The organism is Vibrio ouci (genome assembly GCF_004551525.1).
GTDB classification, from domain to species: Bacteria; Pseudomonadota; Gammaproteobacteria; order Enterobacterales; family Vibrionaceae; genus Vibrio; species Vibrio ouci.
This window is the reverse complement of the sequence record NZ_SATR01000007.1, coordinates 49158-63627: the sequence shown is the minus strand read 5'-3', so window position 1 is coordinate 63627 and position 14470 is coordinate 49158. Positions and strand designations below refer to the sequence as shown.

Below are 14470 nucleotides of genomic sequence, written 5' to 3'. Positions count from 1 at the left end.
ACGAGATGGATGTTACCGAGAGTTATTCAATCCTGCAAGGGCATTTTTAATGATTTGAAGCCGTTTGCTTTATAACTAATCGAATTGTTGCTGTTTTATCCGTCTCGATTGATAAAATGTGCGTTAAATCACGCACATAGTAGGGGCTATTTATTGTCCACGTCCGTCAAACATCACAACGATAGTACGAGTAATGATCGACAAGTCCATGCTGAGCCACGATTTCATAGAACAGAGAGATAGAGCATAGCTATGGTCATAACCCACTTTACGGCGTACATCATCGATACATGTATCGTAACCTTGGTTGACTTGAGCAAGTCCGGTAATACCTGGCATCACGCCATAAGTACGATCGGCAAAGTAAGGAATCGCATTTTCCAGTTTTTGATAAAAACTTGGGCGTTCAGGGCGAGGACCGATTAAAGACATATCACCGAAAACGACATTAAACAGCTGAGGGATTTCGTCAAGGCGGGTTTTACGTAAGAAGCGCCCAACAGGAGTTATACGCGGATCATTCTCTGTCGCCCAAACCGCGCCGGTTCTCTGCTCTGCATCTTGATACATGGTACGAAACTTAATGATTTCAAAGAATACCATTTTTTCAGGGGTCGATTTACCCACCCTTAGTTGCTTGTAAAACACAGGACCTGGTGAGCTGACTTTTATGGCTAAAGCGATGAACGGAATAAAAGGGGACAACAGCAGTAATCCAAACAGTGCGCCAAACAGGTCAAACAGTCGTTTTGCTAGCCAGATAGACATGTGATTTGAAACATTACTCATAATTAGCTCCTTATTGGTCTACACGAGACCACTTTCCTGATTCAAGTCCGAATAAATAACGTAAGCCACCAATGAAGTTGGCATAGTGACCAGCGACGACGTAAAGGATCACTTTGCAGGTTTTGTGGCAGAAAATGTAAGGTAGGTAGTAGCTCAACAGCGCGATTGTATAAAGCGCGACTTGAGCAACAACGGCTACTGAAAATAAAGGATGTTCAATCAACCAAACCGACGAGACAAAACACATAATCAACAAGTAAGGCGTCAGCAATCGTAGACCTTTACCAGACATAAAGGCGAAGGCAATGCCGCGATACTTTGGCAAAAACATATCAGCTAACCGAATCGCTTGCTGCATATTACCTGCTGAAATGCGTAGTCTTCGGCGAAAGTCGTTTTCCTGATTGGTTGGTTCTAACTCTAAAGCCACCATGTTTGGTTCATAGATAGCCGAGTAGCCTTTTCTGACAATCGTCATAGGGATCATGAAGTCGTCATTAATCGTATTGGCTTCCATCTCTTCAAACAGATGAGTTCTAAATAAGTAGAAAGCCCCGTGAGCACCCAAAGTTGAGCCCAAGGTCGCCTCGTTCATTTTGACTTTACTTTGGTACTGCCAATAACGGTTTTCACCTTCGTTATGGCTATTAAACAGTTGGTAATGGCCGTTGACGACACCCACATGCGGGTTTTGGAAGTGTTTGTTAGCAATCCAAAGTGCATCGATAGAAATCAATGCCGAAACGTCACTCAAGGCGATAATGTCACTTGAGATGGTTTTGAGCTGTTGATTGACCAGTGCCACCTTGCCTTGATTTTGGGTAAACGCGCGTATTTCAAAGTGTGTGTCTGCGCAAATCGCTTCTTGAATGGTTTGTTCGGCAATCGTAACGGTATTATCACTGCATCCATCGCAAGCAATGATGACTTTGAGTTTATTTCGCGGGTAATCAAGCGAAGCAATATTACGGATCTTGTCTGCGATCCATTGTTCCTCATTGTAAGCCGGAATCAATATAGTGACGGTAAGGCACCGGCGGTCACTTTTCAGTGCTCGGTAGCCTCTAACCTTGTGTTTTATTGACTTTAACGGGTGATGACGAGAATACCAGTTTAAGAAAATAGGGTAGCCAACATGGTGATAGACCACTAAAAGGCTGCACAGCACAAATATGATTGAAAGCATCAAGTCCATCATGCGGTCTTCTCCTCTGCGAGTGAATGGTATGCCTGTATCATCATCTTGATATCGTTATGCTTTAGGACAAAATTTCTTGGCGATACATCAAATTGCTCATTGAGGTTGCATAGAATGCTAGTGGCAAGTGCTAGTGGGTTTTCACTCGGTACAGATGCGCTAGTGATTGGGCATAAGGTTTCTTCTGTTGCGCCAACCTTTGTGGCTACGGTGGGAATACCACAAGATTGCGCTTCAAGTGTCGACAGTGGGAACCCTTCGCTGCGAGAAGGAAGACAAAATAGATCTAAGCTCTGATAGAAGCGTGGCATGTCATTAACTAGCCCCATGAAGGTGACTCTATCAGATAGCCCAAGTTCACTGACCAAAGCTTCTAGGTTTGCGCGCTCACTCCCATCGCCTGCGATCGCTAAATGGACATTCTTCGGCAAAGAGCATATTGCGTGGATGAGTACGTCGTGGCCTTTAACTTGTTCCAAACGTCCAGCAGTCCCGACCAATAACGTATCAACAGGAAGAGAAAGTGCTTGTCTCGCTAAGAGCTTAGAGCCGGGTTTGAACGTCGCACAGTCGATGCCATTTTTTATTACAGTAACGCCATCAAGGTTAAGCTGCTTTTGTACTTGATCGCGCACCAAGGCGGCATCTGCGACTAGTTTTGGTTTGGCGATTCGAATCGCGAGACTTTGTAGAGAGCGATGCTTGAGGCTAGAAAGGTGCCATGCATCGTGTTCAGTGTGAATTCTAACTTTAATATTAGCCAAGCGAGCTGCGATGGAACCATACAGAACAGGGCCAATATGATGGGTATGTACAACACTCGGTTTGAATGTCCGAAATAGCTTATACAGTTCATAGAGTGTTTTAACGCTATAACCATTGGGCTTGTTCAAGAACAGTAATTGATCTTGAAATTGGGCTAAGCGTGGCCAATTAGCGATCGACTCTTCTCTTGTTCCATCCAAACTGACGATTAAAACGTTATCTCGATTAGGGGAGTAGCTGAGCATATTTAGCGCCAAAGCCTCAAGTCCCCCTGGGGCAAGGTGCTGAACGACGTGGATGGTTGTCGAACCTCTGTTCATAATAACTCCTCGTTACTGTCCTTTAGAGAAATGCTTTTGATGGTGGAAGTAAATCAATCATCAAATGCAGGCGTTAATAAGAGAAGGAGCATTATCTGTGCCAACAGTATTGGCCTTATTTATCAATTGGTTATGCGGTTTTCTCCTGATTTGATATTGGGCGTTTCAATTTGAATTGCGTTATGAATGATAAGGTTTGATTTTTGGAATCTGAGTAAGCAAAGGCGCATTGGTAATCTGTTCTATTTCTTCTTTACGGCGTACAGATGAATCGAATAACTCGATCAAAACGGCAATACCGCAACCTAAACCGATACCCGCAACAATACCTGCGATGATGAAGACGATGATTGGCAGGTTGGCTGGGCGACTAGGCGTATAAGGCAAATCGATAATCTTAACGCGTTTGTTTTGCTCGAAGATACCCAATGAGCCTGTTAGTTGAGCCATTTCATATCGTTGAATCAGTTCATCGTATAGCTGGCGTTTGACCTCTACGTTACGCGCAAAACGATGCATCGCTTTGGCATTATCACCAAATCGATTGGCTTCTTGCTCTAGCTCTTTGATCATGGTTTCCAAGCTTTTAGTCTCTTCAGTGAGAGACTCGTATCGGCCTCTTACTAGCTGCAAACTGTGCAGTTGGGTAACAAGAAGGGGTTGTACATCACCCAGTTCGCGTATTTTGGTGCTGCTGGCGATATCCCATAGCTGTTCACTACTAATAGAAGGCTGCTCGGTATTGATTAAGAGCTTGCGTTCGTTTTCAAGACGGCGTAACTCTCGCTCTTTGCCCTGAACGGCGCTGTGGCTGTCAGTGTATTTGGCTTTTAGCAGCGTTAATTGGCTTCTTATATCAATGATTTGGTCTTCAATTTTACCGACAACAGGGTTGGTCTTGGAAAGTTGTTGGTCTAGTGAACCTAGACTTCTTTCGACCCCTGCAAGCTCGGCTTTTTTCTCTGCGTAACTTTGTTTAAGCGCTGCGAGTCGGCCTAGTGCTTGGCTTTGCATCTCTGGTGTGACTGACGCATAGCGGTTTTTAAAATCGGCGAGCTCATTTTCTGCTTGCTCTAAGGCAACGCGTCTTTTTTCAATATGAATGGCCAAGAACTCTGAGGAATCTTTGATTGACGATCGTTCAGGAGCAAGGAGTTGTTCGATAAAGTGATCACTGACCGACTCTAACATCTCTTTCATACCAGTAGGAGAGGGAGCGGTGAATGAGATTTTTAAGAAGTCTTTACCCGGTTGGGTGACTGATAAGCTATTGGATAGCACGCTGATGACATAATCTTTCTCGGCCGGTTTCATTTGGTCATTGATTAATTGATGTTCCATGGCGACGGCTGTCAGTACATGTCGACTCTTTAATAGAGTACTCAAGGCATTAAGACGCTCTTTCAGCATGGTCGAAACGGCAATGTCTTCTAGAAACGGATTCATTTTTGCTGTCTCTTGGATCAACATGGATGTATGAGAAACATAATTGGTTGGCGCCATTTTACCGATAAAATAGCCAACAAAAGGCAAGATAAGTATCGGTACAACGATAATGTAGCGCTGACGCCAAGCTCCGTTAAGGATGATGACTAATCGTGTTTTAAGCTCATTCATAGTGACTCCAACATTTCATGAACCAGTTGGCTTCGTGCATTCCAACTGTTCTTGTCGATATCATTTAAGGTGGCAGTTTGGCGCGTTTGCTCTAGAGACTGAAGAGCGCTAGAAAATGCGTCGGCGTCAGGAGCGACAGAAACATAATCAACATAGGGTGTCAGTGCTGGAAATGGTGTACTTATCACACGGCTTCGCGCTGCCAAGTACTCAAGGAGTTTAAGTGGACTGCATGAAGCAATTTGATCATTGGCAACAAACGGTAGCAGGCTGACGTCCCAGTGTTGGCTGTAGCTAGGTAATTCGTGATGCGCTTTTGGACCTAGGTAATGCACATTACTCAATTGAGGCAGTGGATTGTAGCTGAGCTCGATCGGGCCGATAAAAACGAACTCCCAATTCGGGTTATCAAGACAAACTTTATGAATCAATTTGTAGTCTAACCAGTTTGATAAACTGCCATAGAATCCGGCGATCTTTTTCGTTGTGCAAGGCAGGTCCTTTGCTCGTGGCGCGGGTTGACGGAACAACTCAGTATCAACGCCATGGGGTACATAACGTGTTTTGTTTTGAGGGAACTTAGCAAGCAACTTGGCACTGGCGGCGAAAATAAGGTCGGCGTGATAGATCAGCTTGAGTTCGTGTTTAGCAACAACATGGTGATCAACGCCAGCCAGTGACGAAAAATCATCACCACAATAATAGACCACGGAAGATTCGCCCAGGCTTCCACACAGGTCAGCAGCGGTGGGCAAAGAGCTCCATAGTACGGGCTTATTCAAACCTAACCGCTGTACGATAGGGCGTAGCTGAGCGCAGATAAGGGCTTTCGCCACATAGCGAGCAAACGCTGAGTGGGGAGCCGGTATGGTACGCAGATTAACCACGGTTATGTTGTTAGGTGTTTCAAGGCTAGTTCTATAACCGCTTTTCCCTTTGCCCATTAGCTTGAAAAAAACGCGCTTAATGTCGTGCGCAGTGAGTTTGGGCTGGCGCAAGCCGATAGAGTTCACCCAAAGTACTTTTCGCTGCTTCGCTAAGCGCGTCACTAAGTGTTGTGTGCTAGAAGGGAGCCCGCCAAAGTCTTCACCGAATACAATCAAATCACGCATGATGACCTCCGGTCTGTTTTAGGTGTTTAACGATTTTTGCAGGGTTTCCTACTGCGACAACAAAAGGCGGTAGACTTTTGGTGACGACACTACCGGTACCAATAACGGTTCCTTGACCAACCGTTACATTTGGGCAAATTGTTACATTGGTTCCTAACCAGACATCATTCTCTAGGGTGATATCACCGACATCACAATCAAGGTCACCTTGCCCTTGAGCACGTAATTCTGAGTCCATTGAGTGGCCAGAGTAGCCGAATAGGAATGCTCTCCCAGCAATTCGAACATTGTCTCCGATGATGACTTTATTCCCGACAGCAATGGTGCTCTGCCAGCCAATGTCAACGTTGCTACCTACAATCAGTTGAGGTTGCTTACTTAGAGGGCGTGCACTAAACGTTGTTTGTCCGGAAATGCGGCAGTCATCTCCTAATGAGATGTTGAGTGGGCCGGAGACGAGTGGAACACCACCGAATAAGTAGAGTCCACGTCCATAGTGATCAAGCTTGCCTTTAAACGCGGGAGTGTTGATAAAGATACGTGTAGCACCATGGAGGATACTTCTCATGCCGCCATACAATAGGGCAATAAGACGGTTGAGCAATTTGGGCGTAGGTAAATCACATGCTCGAATTGCTTTTAAAGCATGAAAGACGCGACGAAAAGAGGGATTGTCGTGATTTTTGAGCCAGTCTTTAAGGCCGTGAGCTTGCTGTACCAACATAACGTGCTTCCTTTTTATCTATTTGAATAGAAGCTGTATCATGTTGCATGCCAAAATAATAATATTTAAGAAACAATGGGTTATGATATGGCCGTTTCAGTGTTATTGAGATTTCTCAATTTGAGAATACTTTTGAGTAATACGCGATAGCGAGATACAAAGCGCTGCTAGGATATAGATTGGCCAAGTAAATCCTTGGGTTAGGAAGGTACCAGAAACAATGGTGCCAATAACACCAGCGTAAACTGCAAGTGCAGTGGCTGGCAGGTAAGGAGAGACGGATGGTCCTTGTTTATCTAATACCGCCAGCGTCTCTTTACTGGTTTTGATCAGCGAGACAATAATAGCAATAAATATGATCAAACCAAGGAATCCGGTTTCGGCTAAAACACCAAACCAAGTACTGTGTACTGCGTGATTTAAACCATCCCAATGCGGGCTATAGAAAAAATAATTTGCATAGAAATTGTTCAAGCCAACCCCTGTTAGTGGGTTATCTAATGCCATCTTAAAAGCGGCTTCCCACGCGTATAGTCGACCCATCGCGGATGCGTCAATCCCTTCTTCCGCGGCGCCTCCAGATTGTCGATCAGAGATGCCAGCCATTGCGAAAAGTGCAAACAGTCCAATGGTTGCGATCATGATGAGCAGTGCTTTGGATTTGATTAATCGTAGGCCGAATATGCCAAAAACAGCGATGGATCCGAGCAGGCCACCGCGACTTTGGGTAGCTATAACCGCGGCCATAGCGAGTATCAGGCATACAACGCCGATAAAACGAGAGAAACCAATCCCTTTCGTCACCGCAAAGCTAATCGCAAAGGCGAGTGGAAACATAAGAACCAGCGATAAGTCGTTAGGATCGCCGAGCACCGAACCCAATTGACGTCCGATTGTGACACGGGAGCCTTCAACAATCCCAATCCCATTGATTGAGTTAAATAACGCTACGCAAGCGGTGAGTAGGCCGGCGAGAATGATTAAAGTTGAGATCTTTTTTACCGACTCTTCGCTATTAACCAACCAAGCAATCGCCAGCGTCATGATGATTATTTTCCAATAAATATTTTTGAAATAGGTAATCGCAAGACCCGGATTGGAGGATAAAACAGCCCCAATAACCACCAGCAGCCAGAATATGGCCAGCCATGTAAAGCTAGGGTGCCAGTAGGTCTCGAGTTTACGGCTGATCAAGCTATGCCATAACAATGCTGCCAGCGCCCCCATTGACAGGAGTAACGGAATTTTAAGTGAGTAGAGAGCGGGTAAAGATTCATGAATACGGAAGAAAGAAAAGAGTACAAATAGACTGACGAACCAAAAGGTCTGATTGAGTACAAACAGAGCCCCCAATGGCGCAAAGCATATTGCAATAATTAACAACGGGTTAGGTGCAATCGCCCAGACTGCCGCGAGCAGCATGCATACGGCAGTCATTACAATAGTGGCTTTGGTTCTTTCTAGGTCGGTCATTGCGCTTTACCTAAATAGGTTTGCAGCGCATTGTACGCAGACTTAAACGACGCAATATCGATGAGTTTGGCTCTAAGCGCATAAGCCAGCAAAGCTAGAGGTTGCAAGAACAGCATCAGTAATGAAAGCTCAACATGTTGTTGATAGCGACTGGTCACCAAAAACAGTGTCGTGAGAACAATTAAGCCGGCGAGTGCTGGAGCTTGGTATTGAATTGGAGCGAGTGTCTGACTGCGCCAATAGGTCGCTAAAAAACGACATAGCTGGCCAATAATTAATGCAAAGAGAATGGCATCTATGCCCGCCCCAATGGTGGCTAGGCATATCAGAAAAGCGGTCACCGTTGCGCCGATATTGATCATCAGAAGTTGAGTTGTTTTCTTGCGATACAACACGCCAAAATTAGTAAACTCAACCAGCTCTTTAAAGAGCATCATACAAATGGTTAGGCTTACATATGAGGCGGCGAGTTTGTAGGTGTCAGGTAACGCGACCGAGATAAATACTTGGCTTAACCAGGAAACTATCACGGCGACTACGCAAAGCAGCATGATGCCTTGTTGAGTAATTTGTGCTGTGTACTGTGCTCCTAGACGTTCCATGGCTGAGAATCGCTTAGGCATCCACCACATATGAAAAGGCTGAACTAGAATGCCTACACCAATCGCGAATTTTGCTGCAATGGCGTACATACCGAGAGTTTCTAGGTCGGTAGTACCTGCAATGATCCAACGCTCTGCACCGCTTAGGCCAAAAGCGACAACACCAGAAAGCATCAACGGGGCTGAATAACCAACATATCCTTTGAATTCCGAGTAACGTGGTAGGGAAAATTTGAATCCAAGTTTATGGTGTAGGAAGAGGAATTGACCAAATGTACATAACACATTGAGTGCAAAGATAGCGGTCACGCTTGGAATAACATTGAGTGCAATGATAAGTAAACTAACTTGCAGTGATACAGTCGCAATGCATACTTTGAAAAACAGCGTAGCTTGATTTTTCAATCTTAACCACGCTAAGCAAATTGCTAGCGGTGCTTCATAACATAACACCAAAGCGATAAGACATATGATGTTGTTGGACATCGATTCTATTTCAACTGCAAACACCCAGTAAGCTAAGAGTACGATGACACTTAAGCAAAAAGAGAGGAAAAGTGTCGCACTGTAAAGTTGGCCTGCTTTCTGTTTTTGTTCTTCATCATCTTGCACCACACCAACAAAGCGGTAGAGGTTTTCGTGCATCGCAAGACCAATGACGAGGCTAAAAAACATGGTGGTGACGCCAATGAGTTCAAGTTGACCAAGCTGAGCCGGAGATAAGTAGTAAGCCATCAAGGGCAGCGTGATTAGAGAGATACCTTTCATTAAGATCACGCTACATGCGTATAGGCTGATGCTTTTAAGTTGTTTTTGACTCATTTGGCTTCTCCTACACTCATCTACTCACAAATATGAATAACTGGTGTGACGGTGTCACTATTTATATGCTGTGCAAGTCTTAAGTAGCGGTATTCTGCTTTGTATTGTTCGGCCGTTTGTAATGCGTTGGCCTGGCATCGATTCAACACACTGGCATCATTGGTTGCATAGAGCAGGGCGTTGACCAGAGAGTGAACGTCATCGGGTTGATATTTGATGCAGTCTTGGTCATGCGTGAGTTCGTTATCCCAGAACGCACCATCTTGAGGAATGATCACACACATACCAGCGGCAAGCGCTTCAAGGATTGATAGCCCGAACGGTTCTTTTTGGCTAGTTGAAATGAATATGTTGGATTGAGCTCTGATTGCATCTAAATCGACAGGGTCGTCATACCATTTGATATGGCGAATATTAATTGGCGCTTCAGAAATGGGTAAGCAAGTGTCTTTGGGGCGGATAAAACAAATGTTTGCCGATACGGGCTTAAAGCGGGAGCATTCCTTGAGCGCTTCAACGAAAAGATCCAGTCCTTTCCACTTAAGTAACGACGCCGCCCAAAAGCAGATTGGCAGATCTTGCTGTGCTTGGGTGGGCCAGCGAGCGTGTGGCAGTCCGTTGATAAAAGATTGGTAACTGGAAGAGTTGAGATAATATTTAGCAAGAACGCGGCTGTCAGACACTCCCGTTGCATGAGCTAAATAGCACTCAAGCGCTGCCAGTAAGCTTTGCTCTGTCGACGGTAAATAAAACACCGCTTCCGCTTGCGCAAGGCAATATCCAATTGAGCGCGAGCGCCCGACATTTCCGTGAATAAGTTGGGTGACACGGTAAGTGAATAGGCGTCGTGCCAAATAGATCGGCATATCAATACCGGGCCCAGAGGCACCAACGACTTGATGGATATGGCCAAATCGTAATAGCGAGAAGAGAAGTTGTATCAGTAGTAAACCCTGATTTAGCCAATAGAGATAACCATGGTGATGCTTCATCAGCCAAGCAACATGCCATAACTTGGCGACTCTAACATCGTTATCAGCGCATAGCTCTGTTGCTTGCCAATATGCAGGGTCGACAGTAAGAATGATAAATTCGCAGTTTTTACGGTCACACAGGTTCAACGCGTCACTGGTTGCTATCTTCGACCCTCCTTTAAAAGGGATAGGATCGAATACTAAGGTTTGGCTTCGACTACCCATGCTCACCCCCTAATGCTAAGCGGTTCGCGACAAATGTTTTCAGTGGCGAGAATGTATGTAAGATTGAACGCGCTTGCTCTTGAGGTTGAGATAACATTTGGCGATACAGTGCTTCAATTCGACGACATGAGTTATCAAGAGAGTGATTAAGAGAAATGTATTGGTGCGCTTGTTTGCCGAGCTTTTTACATAGATTTGGATTAGCGACGGTGATGCGCATCGCATTGGCTAGTGGGGCAATCTTGTAGTTAGGGTAAAGAATACCGGTCTTACCATGACGGATAAATTCAGGGATACCACCTTCGAATGGGGCAACAATTGGAAGCTTGGCAAGGGCCGCTTCTGCGACAACCAGACCAAACGCTTCACTTCTTGCGCCACTGACAAACGCATCACAGCCTTTAAGCCAGCCTAAAACATTGCTTTGCTCACCGACAAAATGAATATTGGCAGCAAGGTGAAGGTAATCCGCTTGTGATTCCAGTTCATTACGTAGTGGGCCATCACCAATTACGACAAGGTGTACATGCGGATACTCTAAGGTAACGTGTCGCAGAGCTGTAAGAATGCGATCAACCCCTTTGCGCTTAATTAGCGAGCCGACCGTGGCAAATACGAAGCTATCTTCAGGCAGCAATAGCTTGGTTTTGACGTCTACTTCTGGCTGAGATTCTAGGCTTTTTACATCAATACCATTATGGATAATTGATAGTTTTTCTTCTGGGTAACCGTCTTGTAGTAAAGACTTAGCAACGTAACGACTGACAGAAATGATATGCGGAGATAAATGTAAGCCAGTCGTTAGACGTTCACGCGCTGGGTAAGGGCTATGTAGCTGTGTTACTAACGGGATTTTCTTAGCGCGGGCAGCGGCGAGCATCCATTGACAAGGCGCGGCACTGTTAACATGGATCAGGTCGATCTCTCTGTGTTCAATGATGTCACACGCTTTTTTGAACAGGCGGTACCATTCGCTAACGTCATATTTAGGCGCTTTCCATCCGAGTAAAAGTGGGAAATCTGAAGTTTCACCAGGAACAAAGTCGCTATCTAATGCGGCAAGCAGCGCTTGATTGTTAGTCCAAACATACGGACGGTACTGACGATTGTCTAAATAATGAATTAAGTCGAGTAAGCACTTCTCGCTACCACGAATCCAATTATCACCGTAATGTACAAATAAGATTTTCTTAGCCATAACCCGTTCCTTCAATTCAAAATAGTATCGATACTGATGTCGACTACTATTGATAAGGCAAGGGGAGTGCCAATAAATCAATAATGATAAGCTACTGATTTTATAGGACTAAAATTAATGACTGTAATGTGAAACTGCTATTTCTCAATTTGAAAGTCAGATTGATAGCTGGATGGAAAGTAAAGACGGAGCAGTTGTGGGATAACGGCTTCGGCAGAATAAGCCTGTTTGATGGTGTTAATTGCAGAGGTCTGCATCGCCAGTAGCTGAGTATCATCAAAAGCAGCAAATTCGGCTAAAGCGCCATTTAGTTCCGTCATTGAATCGGCGAGAAAGCCGTTGTCGTTATTAACAATTAGGTGAGAAAGATTGCCAACATTAAGAGCAAGCACCGGGATGCCACGCCCCATCGCTTCTAATGCGGTCATTGGCAAACCTTCATAGCGAGAACATATGATGAGCAATCCGATTTTGTTCCAAACCGAGCTCATATCAGATTGATGACCATGAAAAGTCACATTAGGTGGCGCTGTTTTTCTTAGTTGCTCTTCCATTAGCCCACCACCATAAATTTCGAAGTTTAGTGCCTTGTTGAGCTGCGCCAAATCTACGATTCGGTCTGGGCCTTTCTCTTCACTTAAGCGGCCGACAAAGGCGATAGACTTTCCTCTGCTTGGAGTGAGATTACGGTCGTCGATAAAGTTATTAAACGCGAGTGTTTTGACTGGAAGTTTTGCAGAAATTTTCTCGCTAACCGCGATGGAGTGGCATGAGAGAAAGGCGCTAAATCGGTCGATCAAATCATATAGCCAAACTATACCATTGGGGGTCTCGCCCGCATGATAAGTCGATATTTGTCGAACGCCTGTAACTACGCGCGCTAGCTTACTGACAATACTGGCTTTGTATCCATGAGCGTGGATCAGTGCAGGGCGCTCAGATTTAATCTGCTTGAGCAAATAGCGGATGTAATGACGATTCGTTTGGTCAAGATATTCAACCTCAATGTCAGCATCGCGTAGTTTAGTCGCCAGTAGAGATTCTGAGTCATATCGACGAATAAGCCAGACTTTGACAGGGGCTTGATGTTGCTTGAGCCCATTTGCGAGCTCAAGCAAGTGTGTTTCGATGCCACCAAAAGTGAAGCTATCGATAATGAGCCATACCTGATTAGACGACTTGGTGCTCATCCTCTGCTTCCCAAGCTTGTTTCTTGCGGTAAACAGTTGAAGGGCTCAGCTCCAACAATACTGCCGCATTCAAGACGTTTCCATCACAATAATCGATCGCTTGCTGGATGGTTTCTCGCTCTATTTGCCACATAGGGCGAATGGTTACAGGACGATCCGGTGCGTTTGCAAAAGATGGCTCAGGACTTGGTGCCACATTGGAGTGAGCGGGTTCTTGTGGCGTAGGCGCTGAGACAACAGGTTGAGTCACTGCAGTTTTTGCTTTTTGGTTTCGGGTAATTTGTTCTGGCAAATGAGATAAGCGTAGGTGCGTGTCATCATTGAGGACCACAATATTACGAATAATATTTTGCAGCTGTCGGACATTGCCTGGCCAGTTGTAACGCTTTAAGGTTGATTCAGCATCACGATGAATGGCAGCGAACTTTTTACCATCTTCTTTTGCGTACATTTTCAAGAAGTGTGTTGCTAATGTGAGAATGTCATTACCGCGCTCTCTTAGCGGTGGCATATCAACAGGAACCACATGTACGCGATAATAAAGGTCTTCTCTGAAGCGGCCTTCTTCAACTTCAAGTAGAGGATCTCGGTTGGTTGCACAGATGATTCGTACATCCACCTTCATTTCCTTTGTCGCGCCAAGAGGAGTGAAAGTACCAGTTTGCAGGAAACGCAGCAGCTTTTTCTGCATTTCCAATTCCATTTCGCACAACTCATCTAGGAAAAGTGTACCTCCATTGGCCATTGATGCCGCGCCTTTGCGGTCAGCCGTCGCGCCAGTGAATGCCCCTTTTACATGGCCGAAGATTTCGCTTTCCATCAAATCTTTAGGTATCGCGCCGCAATTTATAGCAATGAATGCTTTGTCTTTACGCTTGCTTTCTTGGTGAATAGCTTCTGCGCAGACTTCTTTACCTGTACCACTTTCGCCAATCACGAATACGCTTGCGCTGGTGGGCGCGACGGAATCAATGATCTTATAGACCCCTTGCATCGGTAAGCTTGAGCCGATAAATCCGTGGAAACGATTACGGTCAAACTTGTTCTCGATATCCTCTACAAGGTTAGCAAGTTTCACTTGCTGTAAGTGCAGGGCGATTGACGTTTTGAGGCGATCAGCATTGATCGGTTTCTCTAAGAAGTCTTTCGCACCCTTTTGAACCAAATTGACCGCCAAATCTACAGAGCCATGGGCTGTTGCCACGACAACGGATGTCGGAACTTGGCGCTCATTGATCCAATCGAGTATTTCTTCCCCGTGCATATCAGGAAGTTTGAGATCAAGAATCACCAGCTGCGGGATATTGCGTTCGATGAAGGCAATAGCTTCCTTGCCTGTTTCAACATGGAAAAGATCGTAGGGTTCATCTTTTACATATTGCTTATACAAAATCGCCAAAGAGGTGGAATCTTCTATTAATAATACTTTTGGTTTCATTCGTGATGTCCTATCTATTAAGC

12 protein-coding genes are annotated in these 14470 nt (G+C 45.1%); all 12 read right to left on the bottom strand.

Annotation, left to right across the window (positions count from 1 at the left end; all coding sequences use genetic code 11):
* Window positions 1-150: 150 nt before the first annotated feature.
* The 12 genes from ELS82_RS06760 to ELS82_RS06705 all read right to left on the bottom strand — a co-directional run bounded on the left by ELS82_RS06760 (window position 151) and on the right by ELS82_RS06705 (window position 14447).
* The gene (locus tag ELS82_RS06760) at window positions 151-789 is read right to left on the bottom strand and encodes a sugar transferase (RefSeq protein ID WP_134834811.1); all 639 of its coding nucleotides are present in this window, start codon (window positions 787-789) and stop codon (window positions 151-153) included.
* A 10-nt stretch (window positions 790-799) separates the two neighbouring features.
* Window positions 800-1987, bottom strand: coding sequence for a glycosyltransferase family 2 protein (locus tag ELS82_RS06755; RefSeq protein WP_134834810.1), 1188 nt, complete (start codon window positions 1985-1987; stop codon window positions 800-802).
* Window positions 1984-3072, bottom strand: coding sequence for a glycosyltransferase (locus tag ELS82_RS06750; protein WP_134834809.1), 1089 nt, complete (start codon window positions 3070-3072; stop codon window positions 1984-1986). Before ELS82_RS06750 ends, ELS82_RS06755 begins: the two co-directional genes overlap by 4 nt.
* A gap of 180 nt (window positions 3073-3252) precedes the next feature.
* Window positions 3253-4689, bottom strand: a complete 1437-nt coding sequence (locus tag ELS82_RS06745; protein WP_134834808.1) for a GumC family protein — start codon at window positions 4687-4689, stop codon at window positions 3253-3255.
* Window positions 4686-5801, bottom strand: a complete 1116-nt coding sequence (locus tag ELS82_RS06740) for a glycosyltransferase family protein (protein WP_134834807.1) — start codon at window positions 5799-5801, stop codon at window positions 4686-4688. Before ELS82_RS06740 ends, ELS82_RS06745 begins: the two co-directional genes overlap by 4 nt.
* A complete protein-coding gene (locus tag ELS82_RS06735) occupies window positions 5794-6525 on the bottom strand; it encodes an acyltransferase (protein WP_134834806.1) in 732 nt (243 codons plus the stop codon). The genes ELS82_RS06740 and ELS82_RS06735 overlap by 8 nt, the downstream gene beginning before the upstream one ends.
* Window positions 6526-6627: 102 nt before the next feature.
* On the bottom strand, window positions 6628-7998 hold the full coding sequence (locus ELS82_RS06730) for an O-antigen ligase family protein (RefSeq protein ID WP_134834805.1): 1371 nt from the start codon (window positions 7996-7998) through the stop codon (window positions 6628-6630).
* Window positions 7995-9422 carry a lipopolysaccharide biosynthesis protein gene (locus ELS82_RS06725; RefSeq protein ID WP_134834804.1) on the bottom strand — a complete coding sequence of 476 codons (1428 nt, stop codon included), beginning with the start codon at window positions 9420-9422 and terminating at the stop codon, window positions 7995-7997. The genes ELS82_RS06730 and ELS82_RS06725 overlap by 4 nt, the downstream gene beginning before the upstream one ends.
* A gap of 20 nt (window positions 9423-9442) precedes the next feature.
* Window positions 9443-10621 carry a glycosyltransferase family 4 protein gene (locus ELS82_RS06720; protein ID WP_134834803.1) on the bottom strand — a complete coding sequence of 393 codons (1179 nt, stop codon included), beginning with the start codon at window positions 10619-10621 and terminating at the stop codon, window positions 9443-9445.
* Complete coding sequence (locus ELS82_RS06715) at window positions 10614-11819, bottom strand: glycosyltransferase (RefSeq protein WP_134834802.1); 1206 nt, start codon at window positions 11817-11819, stop codon at window positions 10614-10616. The genes ELS82_RS06720 and ELS82_RS06715 overlap by 8 nt, the downstream gene beginning before the upstream one ends.
* 137 nt (window positions 11820-11956) lie before the next feature.
* Window positions 11957-13009: a glycosyltransferase family 4 protein gene (locus ELS82_RS06710; protein WP_134834801.1), complete on the bottom strand. Its 1053-nt coding sequence runs from the start codon at window positions 13007-13009 to the stop codon at window positions 11957-11959.
* Complete coding sequence (locus tag ELS82_RS06705) at window positions 12990-14447, bottom strand: sigma-54-dependent transcriptional regulator (protein ID WP_134834800.1); 1458 nt, start codon at window positions 14445-14447, stop codon at window positions 12990-12992. Before ELS82_RS06705 ends, ELS82_RS06710 begins: the two co-directional genes overlap by 20 nt.
* Window positions 14448-14470 lie beyond the last annotated feature (23 nt).

Excerpts from the sequence above, each read along its gene's own strand:
- ELS82_RS06760 (WP_134834811.1), bottom strand. The coding sequence starts at position 789 with ATGAGTAATGTTTCAAATCACATGTCTATCTGGCTAGCAAAACGACTG.
- ELS82_RS06755 (WP_134834810.1), bottom strand. The coding sequence starts at position 1,987 with ATGATGGACTTGATGCTTTCAATCATATTTGTGCTGTGCAGCCTTTTA.
- ELS82_RS06750 (WP_134834809.1), bottom strand. The coding sequence starts at position 3,072 with ATGAACAGAGGTTCGACAACCATCCACGTCGTTCAGCACCTTGCCCCA.
- ELS82_RS06745 (WP_134834808.1), bottom strand. The coding sequence starts at position 4,689 with ATGAATGAGCTTAAAACACGATTAGTCATCATCCTTAACGGAGCTTGG.
- ELS82_RS06740 (WP_134834807.1), bottom strand. The coding sequence starts at position 5,801 with ATGCGTGATTTGATTGTATTCGGTGAAGACTTTGGCGGGCTCCCTTCT.
- ELS82_RS06735 (WP_134834806.1), bottom strand. The coding sequence starts at position 6,525 with ATGTTGGTACAGCAAGCTCACGGCCTTAAAGACTGGCTCAAAAATCAC.
- ELS82_RS06730 (WP_134834805.1), bottom strand. The coding sequence starts at position 7,998 with ATGACCGACCTAGAAAGAACCAAAGCCACTATTGTAATGACTGCCGTA.
- ELS82_RS06725 (WP_134834804.1), bottom strand. The coding sequence starts at position 9,422 with ATGAGTCAAAAACAACTTAAAAGCATCAGCCTATACGCATGTAGCGTG.
- ELS82_RS06720 (WP_134834803.1), bottom strand. The coding sequence starts at position 10,621 with ATGGGTAGTCGAAGCCAAACCTTAGTATTCGATCCTATCCCTTTTAAA.
- ELS82_RS06715 (WP_134834802.1), bottom strand. The coding sequence starts at position 11,819 with ATGGCTAAGAAAATCTTATTTGTACATTACGGTGATAATTGGATTCGT.
- ELS82_RS06710 (WP_134834801.1), bottom strand. The coding sequence starts at position 13,009 with ATGAGCACCAAGTCGTCTAATCAGGTATGGCTCATTATCGATAGCTTC.
- ELS82_RS06705 (WP_134834800.1), bottom strand. The coding sequence starts at position 14,447 with ATGAAACCAAAAGTATTATTAATAGAAGATTCCACCTCTTTGGCGATT.